17 protein-coding genes are annotated in these 18,181 nt (G+C 68.9%); 10 read left to right on the plus strand and 7 right to left on the minus strand.

The features are described 5' to 3' along the window. Nucleotides 1–143: 143 nt before the first annotated feature. Together L0966_RS12720 and L0966_RS12725 are read right to left on the minus strand one after the other, a co-directional pair. Nucleotides 144–479 (minus strand): TfoX/Sxy family protein, encoded by a 336-nt coding sequence (locus L0966_RS12720; RefSeq protein WP_234052314.1) that lies wholly within the window; start codon nucleotides 477–479, stop codon nucleotides 144–146. A 39-nt stretch (nucleotides 480–518) separates the two neighbouring features. Further along, on the minus strand, nucleotides 519–1,301 hold the full coding sequence (locus L0966_RS12725) for a hypothetical protein (protein WP_234052315.1): 783 nt from the start codon (nucleotides 1,299–1,301) through the stop codon (nucleotides 519–521). Nucleotides 1,302–1,657: 356 nt separating this feature from the next. On the opposite strand from L0966_RS12725, the gene L0966_RS12730 reads away from it, so the two are divergent. Together L0966_RS12730 and L0966_RS12735 are read left to right on the plus strand one after the other, a co-directional pair. Beyond that, nucleotides 1,658–2,917: a DNA repair exonuclease gene (locus tag L0966_RS12730; RefSeq protein WP_234052316.1), complete on the plus strand. Its 1,260-nt coding sequence runs from the start codon at nucleotides 1,658–1,660 to the stop codon at nucleotides 2,915–2,917. Continuing rightward, complete coding sequence (locus L0966_RS12735; RefSeq protein WP_234052317.1) at nucleotides 2,914–6,372, plus strand: YhaN family protein; 3,459 nt, start codon at nucleotides 2,914–2,916, stop codon at nucleotides 6,370–6,372. The genes L0966_RS12730 and L0966_RS12735 overlap by 4 nt, the downstream gene beginning before the upstream one ends. Nucleotides 6,373–7,468: 1,096 nt before the next feature. On the opposite strand, the gene L0966_RS12740 is transcribed toward L0966_RS12735, so the two are convergent. Then, on the minus strand, nucleotides 7,469–7,948 hold the full coding sequence (locus tag L0966_RS12740) for a hypothetical protein (RefSeq protein ID WP_234052318.1): 480 nt from the start codon (nucleotides 7,946–7,948) through the stop codon (nucleotides 7,469–7,471). Between the two features lie 177 nt (nucleotides 7,949–8,125). On the opposite strand from L0966_RS12740, the gene L0966_RS12745 reads away from it, so the two are divergent. Further along, the gene (locus L0966_RS12745; protein WP_234052438.1) at nucleotides 8,126–9,583 is read left to right on the plus strand and encodes a carboxylesterase; all 1,458 of its coding nucleotides are present in this window, start codon (nucleotides 8,126–8,128) and stop codon (nucleotides 9,581–9,583) included. Between the two features lie 24 nt (nucleotides 9,584–9,607). Here L0966_RS12745 and L0966_RS12750 read toward each other — a convergent pair whose 3' ends face one another. Then, nucleotides 9,608–10,660: an AI-2E family transporter gene (locus L0966_RS12750; protein ID WP_234052319.1), complete on the minus strand. Its 1,053-nt coding sequence runs from the start codon at nucleotides 10,658–10,660 to the stop codon at nucleotides 9,608–9,610. A 33-nt stretch (nucleotides 10,661–10,693) separates the two neighbouring features. Then, on the minus strand, nucleotides 10,694–11,191 hold the full coding sequence (locus tag L0966_RS12755) for a hypothetical protein (protein ID WP_234052320.1): 498 nt from the start codon (nucleotides 11,189–11,191) through the stop codon (nucleotides 10,694–10,696). Between the two features lie 304 nt (nucleotides 11,192–11,495). Here L0966_RS12755 and L0966_RS12760 point away from each other — a divergent pair, with 304 nt between their 5' ends. The 7 genes from L0966_RS12760 (at nucleotide 11,496) to L0966_RS12790 (ending at nucleotide 16,847) form a co-directional block, all read left to right on the plus strand. After that, a complete protein-coding gene (locus L0966_RS12760) occupies nucleotides 11,496–12,662 on the plus strand; it encodes an alpha/beta hydrolase (RefSeq protein WP_234052321.1) in 1,167 nt (388 codons plus the stop codon). Nucleotides 12,663–12,858: 196 nt separating this feature from the next. Further along, on the plus strand, nucleotides 12,859–14,007 hold the full coding sequence (locus tag L0966_RS12765) for an AraC family transcriptional regulator (protein WP_234052322.1): 1,149 nt from the start codon (nucleotides 12,859–12,861) through the stop codon (nucleotides 14,005–14,007). 293 nt (nucleotides 14,008–14,300) lie between these two features. Beyond that, a complete protein-coding gene (locus L0966_RS12770; protein WP_234052323.1) occupies nucleotides 14,301–14,831 on the plus strand; it encodes a flavin reductase in 531 nt (176 codons plus the stop codon). 129 nt (nucleotides 14,832–14,960) lie between these two features. Further along, entirely contained in the window at nucleotides 14,961–15,530 is a 570-nt protein-coding gene (locus L0966_RS12775) for a hypothetical protein (RefSeq protein WP_234052324.1), read from the plus strand. 98 nt (nucleotides 15,531–15,628) lie between these two features. Further along, nucleotides 15,629–16,045 (plus strand): DUF3775 domain-containing protein, encoded by a 417-nt coding sequence (locus L0966_RS12780; RefSeq protein ID WP_234052325.1) that lies wholly within the window; start codon nucleotides 15,629–15,631, stop codon nucleotides 16,043–16,045. A gap of 33 nt (nucleotides 16,046–16,078) precedes the next feature. Further along, complete coding sequence (locus L0966_RS12785; protein ID WP_234052326.1) at nucleotides 16,079–16,291, plus strand: ChaB family protein; 213 nt, start codon at nucleotides 16,079–16,081, stop codon at nucleotides 16,289–16,291. 109 nt (nucleotides 16,292–16,400) lie between these two features. Continuing rightward, complete coding sequence (locus L0966_RS12790) at nucleotides 16,401–16,847, plus strand: YbhB/YbcL family Raf kinase inhibitor-like protein (RefSeq protein ID WP_234052327.1); 447 nt, start codon at nucleotides 16,401–16,403, stop codon at nucleotides 16,845–16,847. On the opposite strand, the gene L0966_RS12795 is transcribed toward L0966_RS12790, so the two are convergent. Together L0966_RS12795 and L0966_RS12800 are read right to left on the minus strand one after the other, a co-directional pair. Continuing rightward, nucleotides 16,835–17,500, minus strand: a complete 666-nt coding sequence (locus L0966_RS12795) for a phosphoribosyltransferase (RefSeq protein ID WP_234052328.1) — start codon at nucleotides 17,498–17,500, stop codon at nucleotides 16,835–16,837. The genes L0966_RS12790 and L0966_RS12795 overlap by 13 nt on opposite strands. Further along, a complete protein-coding gene (locus L0966_RS12800; protein WP_234052329.1) occupies nucleotides 17,497–18,162 on the minus strand; it encodes a dienelactone hydrolase family protein in 666 nt (221 codons plus the stop codon). Before L0966_RS12800 ends, L0966_RS12795 begins: the two co-directional genes overlap by 4 nt. Between the last annotated feature and the right edge of the window lie 19 nt (nucleotides 18,163–18,181).

Genomic DNA, 18,181 nt, shown 5'->3' on the forward strand with positions numbered 1-18,181 from the left:
GCCCCCCTGTCCGAAGCGGCGGCAAACGATGTCCCGCGCGTGGGCGAATGCGCATCCCCTGCATAAAATCGGCCAATGTCCGACGCATTGAGCTGACGTGCGCTCTTGGCACGGATGGAACGCTATCCCGTCCGAAAGGGCCTCTACCGAGCGGCACGCTCCCGCGCGGCCACCCGGGCGGCGTCCAGAGCGCGGCGGGCCAGGGCCGCGAGATCATCCGCATCATCCAGAGCTGCTTCCGGCACACGCCAGAAGCTGGCCATGGTGCGCGGACCGGTCTTCGCCACATAGCGAAAGGGCTCGGAGCCGCGCGCGGCGAGGTCCGCGGCGAAGGCGGCATCGGCCTTGAGATAGAGCAGCCCGTCCGCTTCAAGCGCGAACATCACCCCATCCGCATAGACGCCGGCGCCACCGAACATGCGGCGCAGGCGTACCGGGCCAAACGCGCTGAACAGATCGGAAATGGTATCCAGATCCACTACACACCTCGGTCCTCGGCCAAGCTCCGCCCGCTCAGGTCACCCGGCGAGCTGCCGCAGCTCGTTCAGGAGGAAGTTGCCGACACGCTTGCCGCGATTGCGGAAGGCGAGCATGGGCGTGTTGTCCACGAAGTAGGTGTGCAAAATGGTATCGCGGCTCACCACTTCCGGCCCCAGCTGATCCACGGAATGCCAGGTATCCGACCCCACGGCGAAGGCATAGCCGGTGTTCGGCGCAAAGGTCATGCGCTGGGCCATGTCGAAGCCGCCATCGGCCCGCCGCCGGTCGAAGCGGGTGCCCACATGGGAGATGCTCTCATCTTCCGGCAGGTAGAACTGGATGGTGATGCCCTTCCAGCGCGTGTCGGTGTGCGGGGGAATCTGGTAGCCGGCCACGTCGCGGGTGAGCATGGGCACGGGGAACATGCCCGTTTCCATGTATTGAGGCCCGAAGCGTCGGCTCAGGCCCGGCTCAAGCCGCCGCATGAACACCGCCTTCACCGCCTCATCGCACAGCGCCTGCCCGACGAGGGCCCACACATCCCGCTTCTCTGCGGGGAGATGCCGGATGTATTCGGGATAAAGATCGATCTTCACCCGGGTCGCCGAGCCGTCGGCCTGGATATTGTAATTGTTGCGCCCCTTCAGCGCGCGATATTCCCGCGCCTCCGGCATGGCCACGCGCATAGCGCGGTACAGCTCCGGCGGGAACACGCCCGCAAGCTCCAGGTGCCAGAAAGGCTCATCCACCAGCGGCGCGCGCTCGACGGCATCCACGATGTGGGCGACCACGGTGGAAAGGGGCGGAAGCGCGGATGTCATGCTGCAGATCTCCAAAGATGCGCGACGCATCGGCCTTCGGCGTCGATGCGGGGCGACCCCGCTCTCGGTCGTCGCCATCGGGGCCTGGGGCGCCGGGCTGGCGCAGCCAGGGCCCTCATCGTCGCCGCGATTGTAAATCGAGCCCCCACATCTCCGCCACGCGGGGAGCCCGGTGACCATACAATCAATGCCAGCCTTGGCAATCCCGAATATGGCAGAAATGGGCCCCACCACCGGGACCGTGTGGGGGAAAATGCCCATCGCCGCGGCAGGATGCGCCGGGCCCGGTTGCCAAGGCGGGTGGGCGCACGCAATCTGGCGCCCCGCCGACCACGAGGGGCTGCAGTGATTCCCGGATGACGACCGCCTCGTTCCAATTTCTCCACGCCGCCGACCTGCATCTGGACAGCCCCCTGCGCGGCCTTGCGCGGCGCGGGCCCGAGGCCGCGGCCTTCACCGATGCCTCCCGCCGGGCGCTGGAAAACCTGGTGTCGGCCGCGCTGGCGGAAAAGGTGGCCTTCCTGGTCATCGCCGGCGACATCTATGATGGCGACTGGAAGGATTTCGCCACCGGCCATTTCTTCGTGCGGCAGATGGGCCGGCTGGCGCGGGAAGCCATCCCGGTCTTCATCCTGCGCGGCAATCACGATGCCGCCTCGGTCATCACCAGCGAGCTGCCGCTGCCGCAGAATGTGCGCTCCTTCTCGGTGAACGAGGTCGAGACCGTGACCTTGCCCGAATTGAAGGTGGCCCTGCACGGTCGCGGCTTCGCCCAGCGCCATGTGGCGCAGAATCTGGCCCTCACTTATCCGGCCGCCGTGCCGGGCCATTTCAATATCGGCGTGCTGCACACCTCCCTCACCGGGCGGGAGGGGCACGAGGTCTATGCGCCCTGCACCGTGGCCGACCTCGAGCGCGCCGGGTATGATTACTGGGCCCTGGGCCACATCCATCAGCGCGAGGTGGTGGCGCAGAGCCCCGCCATCGTCTTCCCCGGCAACCTGCAAGGGCGCCACGCGCGGGAAACCGGCCCCAAGGGCGCGACCCTGGTGCGGGTTGAGGACGGGCGCATCACCGCGCTCGAAGCCCTGGCGCTGGATGCCGCGCGGTTCGAGGCCCTGAGCGTCGAGCTCACCGGCGCCGACAGCCGCGAAACGGTGCTCGAGCGCGCCCGCGCCGCCCTGGCGGAAGCGGTGGACCAGGCGGAAGGGCGCCCGCTTGCGGTGCGCGTCACCCTCACCGGCCGCAGCCTCATGGCGGCAGCCTTGCGAGCTGATCCAGTGCAGATCCGGGAGGACATGGTTGCCCTCGCGGCGGAGGTCAGCGAGGCCGTGCTCATCGAGAAGGTCTCGATCCAGGTGGAAGGGCCACGCCCCGCCGCCGCGCCCCTGCTGGCCGATTTCGAGCAGATCCTGGCGGACGTGGCCGACGATCCCGCCGCCCAGTCGGACCTTCGAGAAACCCTGCGCAGACTCTATGAACGCGCGCCGCGGCCGGCGCTGAAAGCCCTGGGTCAGGATGATCCCGATCTCGACGCGCTGCTCGCGGCAGCGGTTGGCGAGGCCCGGGACGCCATCCTCGCGCGGCTTGCCGATCCGGACGAGACCACCCCATGAAGTTCCTCAGCCTGGGCCTGGACCGCTACGGCCGCTTCACCGATCGCCGGCTCGATTTCGACCCCGCCGCCCGCGTGGTGGTGGTGCTGGGCGCCAACGAAGCCGGCAAGACCACTGCGCTCGCCGCCGCCTGCGATGTGCTGTTCGGCATCGAGGAGCGCTCGCGCTTCAACTTCCTGCATGACTACAAATCCATGCGGCTTTCGGCGACCATCGCCGACGGGTCCGGTCGCACCCTGTCCTTCGCCCGGCTGAAGCGGCGGCAGTCCACGCTCGTGGACGCGGACAAGGACACACCCTTGCCGGACGATGTGCTGGCCTCCTTCCTGGGCGCCCACAACAAGGCGGCGTTCCGCGCCATCTTCGGGCTGGATCAGGAACGGCTGCGCGAAGGCGGCGCCAAGCTGCTGGCGGGTGGCGGCGATCTCGCTGATACGCTGATCGCGGCGGCGCCGGGCCTGAGCCGGGTGGCCGCCCTGCGGGACCAGATGAAGGCCAGCGCGGCGGAGCTGTTCAATCCCGACCGGGCCAGCTCCCGCCTCACCTTCTACGCCGCCGTGGGCCGCTACAGGGAGGCCGACAAGGCCCGCCAGGAGAGCGAGCTGCGCGCCGATGCCGTGCGCCAGGCCCGCGCGACGGTGGAAGAGACCGCCCTCGACCGCAAGGCCGCTGAGCAGGCGGAGACCGAGGCCGCCCGCGTCGCCGGCCGGGCCCAATCCCTGCGCGGGGCGGCCAAGGAGCTGCGCGCCATCGCCGCCGCCGAAGCCGCCCGCGCGACCCTCGGCCCCCTGCCGGAGGTCGAAGCCGGCTTCCCCGCCCTCGCGCGCGAGCGCCTGGCGGCACGCAACCGTGCCGTGGAGGCGGCTGCCGAAGCGCAGGTGGCGGAGGATCAGGCCCGCGCCGCCCGCCAGGCGATCACCGTCGACGAGGCCCTTCTTGCGGAGGCCGACGACATCGCCCGCCGCGACGAGGAGCGGGCCCAGGTGGGCAAGGAGCTGGAGAGCCTGCCCAACCGCCGCCGCGAGGCCGACGGCGCGCGGGCGGAGCTGGCGCGCATCGCGTCCGGCCTGGAGCTGGACGGTGTGGAGACGCTGCGGGCGCGCCTCCCCGGCCGCCCTCTGCTGACGCGTGCGGAAAAGCTGGTGGACCGCCTGCGCGACCACACCACCCGGCTCGATGCCCTGGCGAAGGACACGGAGGCGCTGTCGCGTCGCCGCCGCGAGACGGAGGCCAAAGCGGGCGCGGAGGTTCCGTCCGCCAACCCAGCGCCGCTGAAGCGTCAGCTCGACGCCCTTGATGGCGCTGAGACGCGCGCGACCAATGCCGCCGCCCACGCACGCAAGCTGGCCACCGCCCGCGAAGCCTTGTCCGCACGCATTTCGCGCCTGCCTTACGGCCCCTGGCGGGCCGAGGATCTGGTGCAAAGGCCATTGCCGGATCGCGCGGTCGCGGAAGCGGCGTTCGCCCGCCTCAATGCCCTTGCGGATGCCCATGCGCGGCAGACAGAGCAGCGGGACGAGCTCTCCGACAAGGTGGAACAACTCAAGGCGCGGCGCACCGTGCTCGATGCGGCGGGCACGGCGCCCACCGCCCAGGCCATCACCACGCGGCGCGAGGCGCGCGATGCCCTATGGCGCGCGCTGCGCCCGGTTCTGCTCGCCCAGCGCCCGGTGGCCCCCCAGGACGCAATGCACTCGGAAGAGTTCGAGCGCGCCCTCGCCGCCGCCGACCGGCTGGCCGATGATCGCCAGAGCGAGAGCCAGCGTGTTGCCGACCTCGCCCGCACCGATCTCGACCTGGCCGACGGGCAAACCCGGCTGCGCCAGGCCCAGGACCGCGTGGATGCCTCCGGGGTCGAGCTGCACACCGCGCGCGCGGCATGGGAAGGGCTGTGGCGCGAGAGCCGCCTGCCCCCGGATGAAGGCTCCATCGCGGTCTTGAAGGAAGTGGAGGCGATCCGCGCCGCCGCTGACGAATTGCTGGACCAGAAAGCCGAGGCCGAGCAGCTCAAGGCCGCGGTGGACTGGGACCGCGTGCGGGCGGAAGAGCTGCGGGGCGCCCTTGGCCTGCCGCCGCTCGGAGCCGCGCCGCTCGCTATGGCCGAGCTGCGCGCCGCCGTCGATGCGCTGACCGCCACGTTCCAACGCCAGCGTGACCGGCAGCGCGACCAATCGCGGCACGATCTCGACGCGGCCGACCTCGCCAGCCGCAAGGTCGCGCTCGACATGCAGGGCGCCGAGCTTGTCGCGGAGGTGGGGCAGGTCTTCCCTCCCCTGTGCATCCGCCTGGAGGCGGACCCGGACGAGGCGCGCGCGGCCCTCGGCCTGTGGAACGAGGCCCTGGCGGTGGTTGAGAAACTCGTCACCGCCGAACGCCGCATCGCCGGCATCGAGCAGGACGAGGCGCGCTTTGTTCAGGCGGTCGAAGGGCTTCTCGGCCGGCTGGGCCAGCAGGCATCTGGCGACCTGTTCGCCACCGTCCGCGCCTTGCGCCAGCGGGTGGAAAGCGCGCGCCAAGCCCGGGCGCGCGCCGAAGCCGCTGACGAGCAGCTGGCCGCGCGCACCGCTGCCGCCACGGCCGCGCGCGCGGCCCAGGAACGGGCGGAGGAGAAGCTGGCGGAGGTGCTCGCCCGCGCCGGTGTCGGCGATGCGGCGGAACTGCCCCAGCAGGTGGACCGCCTGGAGCAGGCGGCACGCTGCGCCGCAGATCTTGCCGCGGCCAACCTCCGCCTTGATGATTTGCGCGGCGGCCGCGACCTGGAAGAGATCCGCGCGGAAATCGCGGATCGGGACGACGATGCTTTGGCCCGCCACGCCGCCGAGGCGGCCGAGGCCCATGCGGCGGCCCGGGCCGAACGCGATGCCGCCATTGTCCGCCACACCCAGGCCGAAGCCGCCCAGGAGGCCCTAAGCCAGAAGGATGGGGCCGCCCACGCGGCGCAGGAGATGCAGGACGCCATTGCCGACATGGGCGCGGCCATGGAGCGCTTCACCCGCGAGCATGTGGCCGCCCGCCTGCTCTCCTTCGCCATCGAGCGCTATCGCGAGGCACATCAGAGCCCCATCGTCACCCGCGCCGCCAGCGCCTTCGCCACCCTGACCGGCGGACGCTGGAGCGGTATCGACATCGACTACGACCAGGACCCGCCGCGCCTTGGTGCCGTGCGGGATGGTCGGCTCCATGGTGTCGAGGCCCTGTCGGAGGGCACCGGCGACCAGCTCTTCCTGGCCCTCAGGGTAGCCGCCATCGAGGAGCATGCGCGGCGGGCGACGCCCCTGCCCTTCCTTGCCGACGACCTGTTCGTGACCTTCGATGAAGGCCGCACGGAAGCGGGCATGCGGCTTCTGGCCGAGCTTGGCGCCATCACGCAGGTGATCGTCTTCACCCACCACGCTTATGTGGCCGAATGCGCCACGCGGGCCCTGGGGCCGGCCGCCTCCATCATCACGCTGTGAGGTGCGGCCGGGCACGGCGATGCCGCCGGGGCGCATCGCATTCCAGGAACAGGGGTGGGGAGGAACGCGCTTGTCCTCCCGTTTGCCGGGAAGCGAGGAGCTTGACGACCCGCTTGGCCTATCGCCATTCAGCGCGCGTGGTGCGGCTTGCACTTTGTTACCACCGCGTTCCTCACGGTGCCGCCCACCTCCCGCTTGCGTCGAGGACCGGGGTGCAGGCAAAACGCTGGCAACGTAGCGCCGGCAGCGCGGCGAAGGGCAACGCCTCGAAAATCTCAAAAAGTCTTGAATCCTAGGGCTCCATGCCGGTGAGGTGGTCCTGCCCTAAGTGGTCCTGCCCTAAGTGGTCCTGCCCTAAGTGGTCCTGCCCTAAGTGGTCCTGCCCTAAGTGGTCCTGCCCTAAGTGGTCCTGCCCCCTCCCCAGCCCTCCGCCGCAAGCGGAGGGGAACGAGCCCCCCGGCAAACCGTGCCTCTCAAACGTCGGCCGAACCTAGGGCGCGGCAGAGCGGCATTCAGGCGTCGCGACGTTCCAAGGCGTCGCCCTTCGGCTCGCGGCCGCGTCCGCCGTCCAACCTTTGGCCCCGCGCGAGCGAGGAGGCCATAGCCGGCGGAACCTCCTGCGGGCGGGCATGAACTGTTCGCGGCGCACGACATGTCGGCTGTCGCCAGACGGTTTCAGGGGTTCCAGGAAGCGCGAGGGCGGTCGATCCTCTTGTTTTTGCGCGCTTCCACACGCGAGCGGATCCCTCTCCACTTGAACGTGTTTGCGGTGACGCGCGCGCGGAAGTGGCCCCCTCTGCGGCCTGACCTGGTTCAAGCCGCGCCGGCCCCCATCGCGGGCCGGATGCAGGTCGCGGCGGGAAGGAACGGCGTCCGGGGCGGGCCAAGCCGATCGCGCACGGTGGCTCTTCCCATACGCTCGCGCCTCTCGCACCTGCATCGCGCGCCGTCCACGGCGCGACGCGACTGGCGCAACGAAGGAGCCCCGCAGGCGAAGGCCCCACCTGCCAAAGGCCCCACCTGCCATGAGCAGTGGCAAGCCCGGCTCGCGCGACCCGCGCGCATGCTGCCCGAAAGGGCCGATGGTCGAGACGGCTCAGCGCCGGCCGGGGCGCCCGCCACGGGCGAGGCGGCCCCACCCTCCGCCGCGCGCGGCCGGGGACCGGGGCGCGGCCGCCGGGGTGGCCGGTTGGGTCAGGCGGATGATGTGGCGCACCTCGCCGCGGCGCTGCGTCTGCACCGCGCGCACCTCATCGCCGAGCACCTGCTGATCGAGCCGGTCCAGCAGCCGTTTGCGTTTCACGCGCCGGCTGGCGATGCGGGCGGCCGGGCGGCGCAGCAGGCGGCGCAGCAGCCGGCGCCGGCGCAGTCGCTCTTGCCGATCCCAGGGATCATCGCCGGCCGAAAAGAAAATTTGCTGAAGAACCACGGCATCGAGATCCGCCGTCGCGCCCGGCGCCGGCTCCGGAACAGGACGCCCCACCTTCCCTCTCACCCTCTTCATCCGGACTCTTCCGATTTCGACTTCATCACCCCGATGATCTTTGCCCCGCACCGGGCCGAAACGGATGAGCACAGCGTCCCGCGCCTGTTCGCGCCATCCCAAAGGTGGAGCGCCAGCGCTCCGACATTGGTCGCAGATGTTATTATATTACCTTCACTTCAGATGCTGCGTTTGGTGCCGCCGGCCACCGCCGCTATAGAGGGCGGCGCGGCCCATTGCAGCGGCCAAGGAAGCGGAAGGGGTGGGATGATGTTCGGCTGGCTCTGGCGATGGGCACGGCGGGCGGGCATCGCGCTCCTCATCGTCCTGGCGACCGTCTTCACCGTGCGGGCCGTGGATGCCTGGCGGGGGCCGCCGCTGGAGCCCTGGCACACCTTCGTGCCGAAGGAGATGAGCCGCGCCGAGCTGGCCACCGCGGATCTCGCCACCTACCAGGCGGCCGAGGATAAATTGTTCGCCTCGGTGCGCGAGAATGTGACCGACCAGCTGCCACCGCGCGACCGCGAGCGCTTCAACCGTTATTTCGCACAGAGCCCCGTCTATCCGGGCCACTTCGCGCAGGATTTCAACCGCACCTTCGTGCTGGAGCCGGAAGGCGAGGCGGTGGGCGCCGCCGTGTTCCTGCACGGCCTCACCGATTCCCCCTACAGCCTGCGCCATCTCGCCCGGCGCTACGCCGCGCGCGGCTTCGTCTCCATCGCACTGCGCCTGCCAGGGCACGGCACCGTGCCGGGAGCGCTGACGGCGGCGCATTATGAGGACTGGATTGCCGCCACCCGCCTCGCCATGCGCGAGGCGCGCCGGCGGATGGGACCGGACAAGCCGGTGCACATCATCGGCTATTCCAATGGCGGCGCGCTCGCGCTGATGCACGCCCTCGACGCCCTTGATGACCCCAAGCTGGTGGCCCCCTCGAAGATCGTGCTGCTTTCGCCCATGGTGGGGGTGACGGAATTCGCGCGCTTTTCCGGCATTGCCGGGTGGCCGGCCATCTTCCCCGCCTTCGCGAAGGCGGCGTGGCTTTCCATCATCCCGGAATTCAACCCCTTCAAATACAATTCGTTTCCGGTGCAGGCCGCGCGCCAGTCCTTCCTTTTGACCCAGGCGCTACAGGCCAACATCCAGCGCCACCTGCGCGCCGGCCGGCTGGCGGGGCTGGCGCCGGTGCTCACCTTCCAATCGGTGCTGGACCACACCGTAAGCACCCGTGCCGTGATCGATGCCCTCCACACCCATCTGGAGGACAATGGCAGCGAGCTGGTGCTGTTCGACATCAATCGAAACACCCATTTCGAGCAATTGCTCAACGCCCGCGCAGAGACCGCCCTTTCCCGGCTGCTGCCACCGGCGCCGCGCACGTTCCGCTCCTCGGTGGTCACCAATGTGAGCGCCACGTCCGATCAGATGGAAGCGCGCGTGACCCCGGCCGGAGCCACCGAGGATGAGGTGACGCCGCTGGCCCTCGCCTATCCGCCCGACGTCTATTCCCTCTCCCATGTGGCGGTGCCGTTTCCGCTCACGGACGGGCTCTACGGCCTCACGCCGGACCCGGCGGACAATTTCGGCGTGCGCCTGGGCGACATCGCCGCGCGGGGGGAATATGGCGCGCTGATCGTGAATGTGGACATGCTGGTGCGCATGTCGTCCAACCCCTTCTTCCCCTATCTGCTGGAGCGGCTGGACGCTGGCCTGCCGCCGCGCCCGTGAGCGCGGGCGGCAGACTGGCGCCAATCACGCGGCGGCGTCCCCCTGCCCCGGGGCGGGATGCAGCGCCTCCACATGCGCCGGCTGGCCGGAGAGCACGTCGGCGATGGCGCGTGTCGCCGGGTGGTGCGCGCACAGGGTGAGGGCCGCGATCAGGATCGGCACGCCGATGAAGGCCCCCGGCACGCCCCACAGGAACGCCCAGAAGAACACCGCGAACAGCACCAGGAACGGCGACACCGCCGTCGCCTTGCCGGCAATGCGCGGCTCGATATAGCTGCCCGAGAGGAACTGGATCAGGTTGAGACACACGAACACGAATGCCGCCATTTCCCAGGATTCGAACTGGGCCAGGGCGAACAGGGTGGGCAGCAGGGTGGCGATGAACGGGCCGATGAAGGGAATATAATTGAACGCGAAGGCGAGCGCGCCCCAGGCCAACGCCAACTCCAACCCCGCCGTGAGGGTGAACACCCACACCACCGCGCCGGTGGCCACGCTCATCAGCGTGCGCACGGCCATGTAGGTCTGCAGCTTGCGGGCGATATCGGCCCCGGCGGTGAGCAGGAACGCGCCCTTGCCCTTGCGCTCCAGCGCCTTCAGCTGGCTCACCAGGGCCTCGACCTCCAGCAGGCCGAGCAGCACATAGACAAAGGTGAAGACCAGGAAGCTCGCCAGCCCCTGGAGGCGGCCCGAAACATCCTGGAACAGGCGCAGCAGCCAGCGCACGTCGAAATGGTCGGCCACCACGCTGGCGAGGATGAAGCCATGGCCTTCCAGCCATTCACCAAGCTGGGCATAAAGGGCCTGGAAGCGGGCGGCATTGGCAAACACCCACTGGCCCACATGGCCAAAGCCCCACACCACTACCGAGGTAACGGCCCCCACCACCGCGAGCGTCACCACCAGGGTGAGCAGCACCGCCGCCATCTTCGGCAGGCGAGCCTCCAGCCGCCGCTGCAGCGGCCACACCACGGCGATCACGAACAGCGCGAACGCCACGGGCGCGAACAGATTTTCCGCCACATAGAGCGCGCAGCCCACGGCAACCGCCGCCACCAGAGCGATCAACACCCGCATCGTTCCCCCCTCCCGGCAAGCCCGACGCCGGCCTCAAGCCAATTTGTGATCGAAAGCGAAGTCGAGCCGCATGGACTTGATCTTCTCATACAGCCGGATGTCCTGCGCATTGGGCCACCACGCATAAAGCAGCAGCTCCAGCGGATGCCACAGCCCCACCCATCCGGCGATGATGAAGCCTTCCACCAACACTTGCCCCACCAGGCTTTCAGACCCGATCAAGGCTTCCGTTCCGGCCGAGAGCGCAAGGCAGACAAAGAGAAACAAGGCCCCCATGCGCAAGGCATGGCGCCCTTCAAGACGCAGTTCGGCAATCTTGCGGCGGTTATATTGAATCTGCTTGTCGCAATACCGTTCGATATATTTCGGCATGTTCGCCAGGCGAGAATCCCCAGCGGCGTCCGACGGCAGATGAACGATGGCGTGCAGACTTTTCCGCTTCCAGCCGGACTGGGCCTTCAGCGCATCCATCAATTGATCGATACCGGAAACATCAAGGTCATCGCCCGCGAAGGGATCGATCTCTGGCACCTGAAAGAAATTCTTGACGTCGCTCAGGTGGAGATGGATCTCATTTGTCGTCCCACTCATGGAAAAGCCGCCTTCCGTGCCGCGTGACGCTGCAATAGCAGAGGCTTGGAGCCATGACGAGGCAGCAGGAAGTCTCACGCGACCGGTGGATCAGGCTCGCCCGCGACGGAACGACATGGGCCGCACACCGGGCGCTTACCTTATCATCCGCACAACCCGCCCTTCCGCCACGAGATCATTCTCATTTCGCCCGCGATACACTATGAGGAAGGCTGACCACACGCGCAGGACACCCCTCCCCACAATGGCACGCACCACCGGCAGCCTCTTCTTCCGCGCAGGACGCGTGCTGGCGCTGGCCGCCGTCTGCGCGGCGCCCGTGTCGCTTTCCGGCTGCGCGCGGCCGGAAGGGGTGCTTCTTCCGGTGGCCGTGGGCGCCGAGGTGGGCGACAAGGTAGACATGCTGGTGGCCACCACCCGCGCGCCCTCAGAAACGGAAGGCGTGGTCTTCAGCGGGGAGCGCGGCGACACCCTCTCCTTCGCGAATATCGTGGTGAGCATTCCGCCCAATCGCGAGCCGGGCTCCATCCAGTGGCCGACCCGGGTGCCGGGCGATCCTTCCCGCGAATTCGTGGTGACGCAGGTGGATCCCCTGGCACGCAAGCAGGTGCTGCCCTGGTTCCAGCGCCTGCCCAACAACAAGAGGCGGGTGCTGGTGTTCGTGCACGGCTTCAACACGCCGTTCGATGCCGCCGTGTTCCGCTTCGCCCAGTTCGTACACGACACCAATTCCAATCTGGCCCCCGTGCTGTTCTCCTGGCCCTCCCGCGGGCGGGTGACGAGCTATCTCTATGATCGCGAGAGCGCCAATTTCTCCCGCTCCGATCTGGCCTATGTGCTCGCCGAGGCAGCCCGCAGCCCCCACGTGGACGAAGTGGTGGTGCTCGCCCACTCCATGGGGGCGTGGCTGGCGGTGGAAGCGTTGCGCCAGCTCGCGCTGCAGGACGGCCGCGTGCCGGCCAAGATCAAGAATGTGATCCTGGCCTCCCCCGATCTCGACATAGACGTGTTCGAGCGGCAGGTGCGGGACATGGGGCCGAAGCGGCCCAGCATGACCATCTTCGTGTCTCGCAACGACCATGCCCTGAGCCTCTCGCGCACCCTTTCGGGCGACGTGCAGCGCGTGGGCGCCGTGGACCTCTCCAACCCCGATTACGCGGCCCGCCTGGAGCGGGGCGAGGGCGTCACCGTGCTCGACCTCACAGCGCTGGAGGGGGGCGACGCGCTGAACCACACCAAGTTCGCCACCCAGCCGGAAATGGTCCGTCTCATCGGTGACCAGCTGGTGGCCGGCCAGGAGATTTCCGACGGCGTAACCGGGCCGGCGAATGCCGTGGACAAGGTGGGCGGCGCCGTGGGCGCGGTCATCACCGCCCCCATCCAGGTGTTCCGGGCCGGCATGGCGCGATAGGCCGGCCGCAGCACCTCCCTGCGCGGCGGAACCGCGCTCAAAAGATCACATGCACAAGAGCGGGTCCGCGTGCGGCCACGCTCGCACCATATTCACAGGGAACATCCCGGCCGCTTGCTTCGCGTGTGCCATGGGCGAACCATGCGAGGGTGGGCGATCCGCCTTCCCCCTTTGTCATTCACGCGCGCACTCGAAGATGGCCTCTTTCATCCCCCCGAAATCCTCCACCGGCGCCGCGGCTCCATGGGCAGCCGCTCCGGCCGCCACGATTTCCGCGCCGGGTGCCGCCCCTCTCGCCACATCCCTGGCTACCCCGCTGGCCGCCCCCGTGGCCGCCCCCCTGGCGCTGCCTCACCGCTTCAGCACGCACGCCCTCCCGCCGGCGGACCAGTTCGCGGCCTGGCGGGACTTCACGGCTCCGGCGGTGAATCTGGACCTGGTGCAGGCCCCCGATACCAGCTTTGCCGCTGCGCAGGAGGTGTGGGACCTGGGCAGCATGGCCCTCACCGTCGCGACCATGCCGGGCGCGGGTTATGTGCGATCGTGGCAGCATTGGCGCCGGCCCGCACTGGACCATTGGTGCCTGGTGCTCTGCCCGCCGGGCCCCAACGGCGCGGCCGCCTTCGGCCTGCGCTCGCTCGCCACGCCGTTCCAGGGCGGAGGCTCGGACGAGCGCGTCATCAGCCTGTTCATCCCGCGCGACCTCTTCCCCCACCTCGCGCCGCAGCTGGACGGCGCGCCCACGGACCTGCCGCTTGAGGGATTGGGCGGCATTCTGGCGGACCATCTGTCGAGCCTGACCCGACAGCTCCCCCTGACTGCCGCCTGCGATGTGCCAGGCCTCGCCACCGCCACCCAGGCCCTGCTGGCCGCCACCCTCGCGCCCCGGTCCGACCTTGCGGCCGGCGCGACGGATCTCGTGGCCCAGACCCTGAGGGAGCGCGCCCGGCGCATCATCCGGCAGAACATCGCCTCGCCCACCCTCTCGCCGGACATGCTCTGCCGCGCCCTGGGCGTCTCGCGCTCCCGGCTTTACCGGCTGTTCGAGGAGCTTGGCGGCGTGTCGCGCTACATCCAGCGCCAGCGGCTGCGGGCGGCATTCACCCTGCTCAACGACCCGAATGAACGTCGCGCGGTGTCGCAGATCGCCGAAGAGCTGGGGTTCTGCGATCATTCCGGATTCAGCCGCGCATTCAAGGCTGAGTTCGGCCTCTCGCCCAGCGCCGCGCGGGCGGCCAGCGGCGCCCCACAGCCCATCCGCCTGCCCCATGCCCCACCCGCCAACCTGCTGGCCTCCACCCCGCTGCGGGACCTCGGCGACATCCTGGGCCGCCTCCAGCCCTAACATGGCACCTCCACCCTTCGGAAAGCCCGTGCTCAAGAGATCGTGAGCCCCTTTCGGTGGGAGAAAAGGCTCCCCAATTGATCCGGAGCAAGGTCCCGCTTGCCAACGGGGGCTCTCATCGCTTTCCTAAATGCCGCCCTTGCCGGCATCCGGCACAATTGAAGGAGGGAGGCTCCCATGTGGTCCCTCGTCCCGCTCGCATTCCTCGCATCTCTCGGCGCCCTGGCCCTGCATTTCGGCACCGCGCGCCAGCCGGCGCCGCAGCCTGTGCGCGTGCGGGCGCGCCGGCGGCCGTGAAGGAGCTGCCGCTCGGCGAGGTTTATCAGCTCCTGGAACCGGGGCCGGTGGTGCTGCTCACCACCAGCCGCCGGGGCCATGCGAACGTGATGACCATGTCGTGGCACATGATGGTGGAATTCACGCCCCCGCTGGTCGCCTGCGTGGTGAGCGAGGGTGATTTCAGCCACGCCGCGCTGAAGGCCACGAAGCAATGCGTGATCGCCGTTCCCGCCGTGGAATTGGCGCACAAGGTGGTGGGCATCGGCAATTGCTCGGGAGCCGACACCGACAAGTTCGAGATGTTCGAGCTCACCCCCAAGCCGGCGGAGACGGTTGAGGCGCCTTTGATCGCCGAATGCTTCGCGAACCTCGAATGCAAGGTGGTTAATACACGGCTGGTGAACAGCCTCAACCTGTTCATCCTGGAAGTGGTGAAGGCGTGGCACGACCCGTCGTACAAAGCCGCAAAGACGATCCACCACCGCGGCTTCGGCCGGTTCGCCGTGGATGGCGAGATCATCAGCATCCCCTCACGGATGCCGTAGCGCTTTGATTCGAAGCGTTTTCTTCACGCGCACCGGAATCCACTTGGCGGCAAGGCGCGCGAGCGCATCCTCAGCCGGTACGGGAGTTGATTCGCTCAGCTTTGGCCGTGCCCATGAGGAGGGGAGAGGGTGAGCGCGCCCGGGGACGCCATCGAGATCCGCCTGGAGAAGGTCTCCCAGCTCTTCAACATGCTGGACCCCTTTCCGTTTCGGGAGCGGGATCTCGACGCCGATGCGGAGGAATTCATTGTCGGCTGGGCGCGGGAACTGCCGGCTCGCCAGCCCATCCGCATCGTCATCCACCTGCCGGACGAGGAAATGCAGCGCCCGGAGGCGCGGGGCGTCGGCGAGGCGATCCACAACTTCTTCCAGGACCGCGCGGATGCGGTCTCGCGCGAGCTGCGCGAACTGTTCCGCATCGGCCAGCGCATGCTGGTCATCGGTGGCGCGGTGCTGGCTCTGTGCCTGTTCCTGGCGCGCACGGCCACCCGCGCCTTCGGCAGCGGAACCTTCGGCAGCTTCGTGGTGGAGAGCCTGATCATCCTCGGCTGGGTGGCCAATTCGCGACCGCTGGAAATCTTCCTCTACGAATGGTGGCCACTGGTGCGCAGGCGCAATCTGTTTCAGCGGCTGGCTCAGGCGGACGTCACAATGGTCGCCACCGCTGCGCCGCGCACGGCGGGCCCCATCGCCGATTGACCCCGCTCAACGCCGATGGACCCCCAACGCAGCAAAATGCGTTGTAAGATTGCGAGCGGCGCATTACCGCTGACGCGAACGCTGCGAGGAGATGCACCATGGCCGAAGCGCCCGATCTGAACATTCCCGTCGAAAAAGTGTGCTTCCTCGTCCAGCTTGCGCGCGAGTTCGACGTCAAGGACGTGGTGACGGAACCCGATCCCGGCTCCAACTCCGCCGATGACGCCATGCTCTCGGTGCTGGAAGACCACCCCGACGACCCGGTGCGCGGGGAAATCGTGAGCTTCATCCGCGGCCTGAACGAGGATGAGCAGATCGACCTCGTGACCCTCGCCTGGATGGGGCGCGGCGATGGCGAGACCTCCAGCTGGGACGAGCTGCGCGCTGAAGCCTCGCGGGCGCACAATAATCGCACCGCCAGCTACCTTCTGGGCATGCCGTTGCTGTCCGATTACCTTGAGGAAGCCCTGTCTCAGCTCGGCTATTCCTGCGAGGATCTTGAATCCGAGGAGTGATGCCGCCGGCGCCGTGCAGAGCGGGGAGCCCCCATGCCATATCGCAGCAATGCCGACCTGCCGGCATCGGTGCGGGAGCATCTGCCGGCGCATGCCTGCGACATCTACCGCGCCGCATTCAATGCCGCCTATGCCGCGCACGCGGATGACCCGCGGCGCGAGGAAGCCGCCCACCGGATCGCGTGGGCGGCGGTGAAGCGCAAGTACATCAAAGAAGAGGGCCGCTGGATTTCCGTTCCGGACTGAAATCCCCATTGCCGGACGGTCGTGAGCCTGCCATGGAATTCGGCCCACGGATCGTTGACTCGGACCTGCGGCGCGAGTGCCCTCGCAGCCACGGCCACGGAGCAAACCTATGCGCCTGTTCTCCTCGGCCTTCGCCAATGGCGAGCCCCTGCCCCGTCGCTTCACCTGCGACGGCGAAAACCTGTCGCCGCCTTTGCAGTGGGCCGGCGTACCCGCCGCCACCCGCAGCTTCGCCCTGGTCTGCTCCGATCCGGATGCGCCGCGCGGCACCTTTCACCATTGGGCCATGTTCGATCTGCCGCCCACGCTCACGGCGCTGGCGGAGGGCCAGACGCCCCTCGGCATTCGCGGCGCGCTCAATGATTTCGGCAAGCAAGGCTATGCCGGCCCCTGCCCTCCGCGTGGCCATGGCTCCCATCACTATGTGTTCGAGCTGTTCGCCGTCACCGTCCAGCGGCTCGAATGCGGGTTGCAACCCACCGGCGCGGACGTGGCCCGGGCGGCGCGTCGCGCCTCCTGCGACATCGCTCGCCTCACCGGCCTTTACGCACGCTGATCGGCCTCCGGCACCGGGCAGCGGGCCAATGCGGTCTCAACCTCGGCGTCGGAAACCTGGCTGAAATCGTCGTAAAAGCAGCCGATGGCCTCGAACACCTCCGGCGTCAGCGGGCAAATGATGGCGTCCACCTGCGGCCGCAGCTCCGCGAGGGTCTGCGGCGGCGCCACGGGAACCGCGAGAACCAGCTCCTGCGGCCCGCGCGCGCGAATGGCCTGAAGCGCGGCCTTCACCGTGGCACCGGTGGCAATGCCGTCATCCACCACGATGACGACGCGGCCGGAAATGGGCGCCCGCCGCCGCGCGCCGATATAGAGCGCGCGCCGCCGCTCGATCTCCTTCAGCTCCCGCTGGCAAACGGACTGGAAGGTGGCTTCGTCCACCCGGTCGAAGGCCAGGATGTCGGCATTACGCACCACGATGGGTTCCGCCCCGTCCACCACCGCGCCCATGGCCAGCTCGGGCTGGGCCGGCAGGCCGATCTTGCGCACGAGCACCAGATCAAGCGGGGCATGCAACGCGGTGGCGATCTCGGCCCCCACCGGAACCCCGCCGCGCGGCAGGGCCAGCACCACCGCATCGCGTCCCGCATAGCTCGAAAGCGCCGCGGCGAGCCGCCGGCCCGCCTCGATCCGATCCCGAAAGCGCTTCATGGGTCCCTCCCCTCCGGATCGCCGCACAAATGATGCCGGAACCAGGCCGAAGCGCGAAGCGCCACCTCCTCCAGCGTGCCGGGCTCCTCGAACAGATGGCTGGCGCCGGGCACCACATCCAGCGCCACCGGCCCGCCGAAACGGGCAAGAGCGCGCCGATTCAGCTCCAGCACCTCCGCATCCGCCCCGCCCACCAGCAGAAGGGTGGGCGCGCGCACCCGGCTCAGCTCCGTCATCACCAGATCAGGCCGCCCGCCACGCGCCACGATCGCCCCCACCCGATCAGGCCGCCTGCTGGCCGCCGCGAGGGCCACCGCCGCCCCGGTGCTGGAGCCGAAGAGCCCCAGCGGCCGCGCGCCGGGCGCCCCCTGAGCGGCCGCCCAATCGAACACCTGAATCAAACGGTCCGACAGGAGCCGGACATCGAAGCGCTTCCACGCCTCATCCGCCTCCCGGGGCAGCAAAAGGTCGAACAGCAGGGTGGCGAGGCCATCGGCTTGAAGATGCGCGGCCACCGCCCGGTTGCGCGGGCTGTTGCGACCCGATCCGCTGCCATGGGCGAACACCACCAGCCCCCGCGCGCCGACGGGCTCGCAGAGCTCCCCGGCAAGGCCGAGCGGAGGGAGGGCAACTTCGCGCTCGGCGACGGAAACGGACGACATGGCCTTCTCCTGAAGGAAC

Origin of the sequence: Xanthobacter sp. NM-59, assembly GCF_021401125.1 — a bacterium.
Lineage (GTDB): Bacteria > Pseudomonadota > Alphaproteobacteria > Rhizobiales > Xanthobacteraceae > Xanthobacter.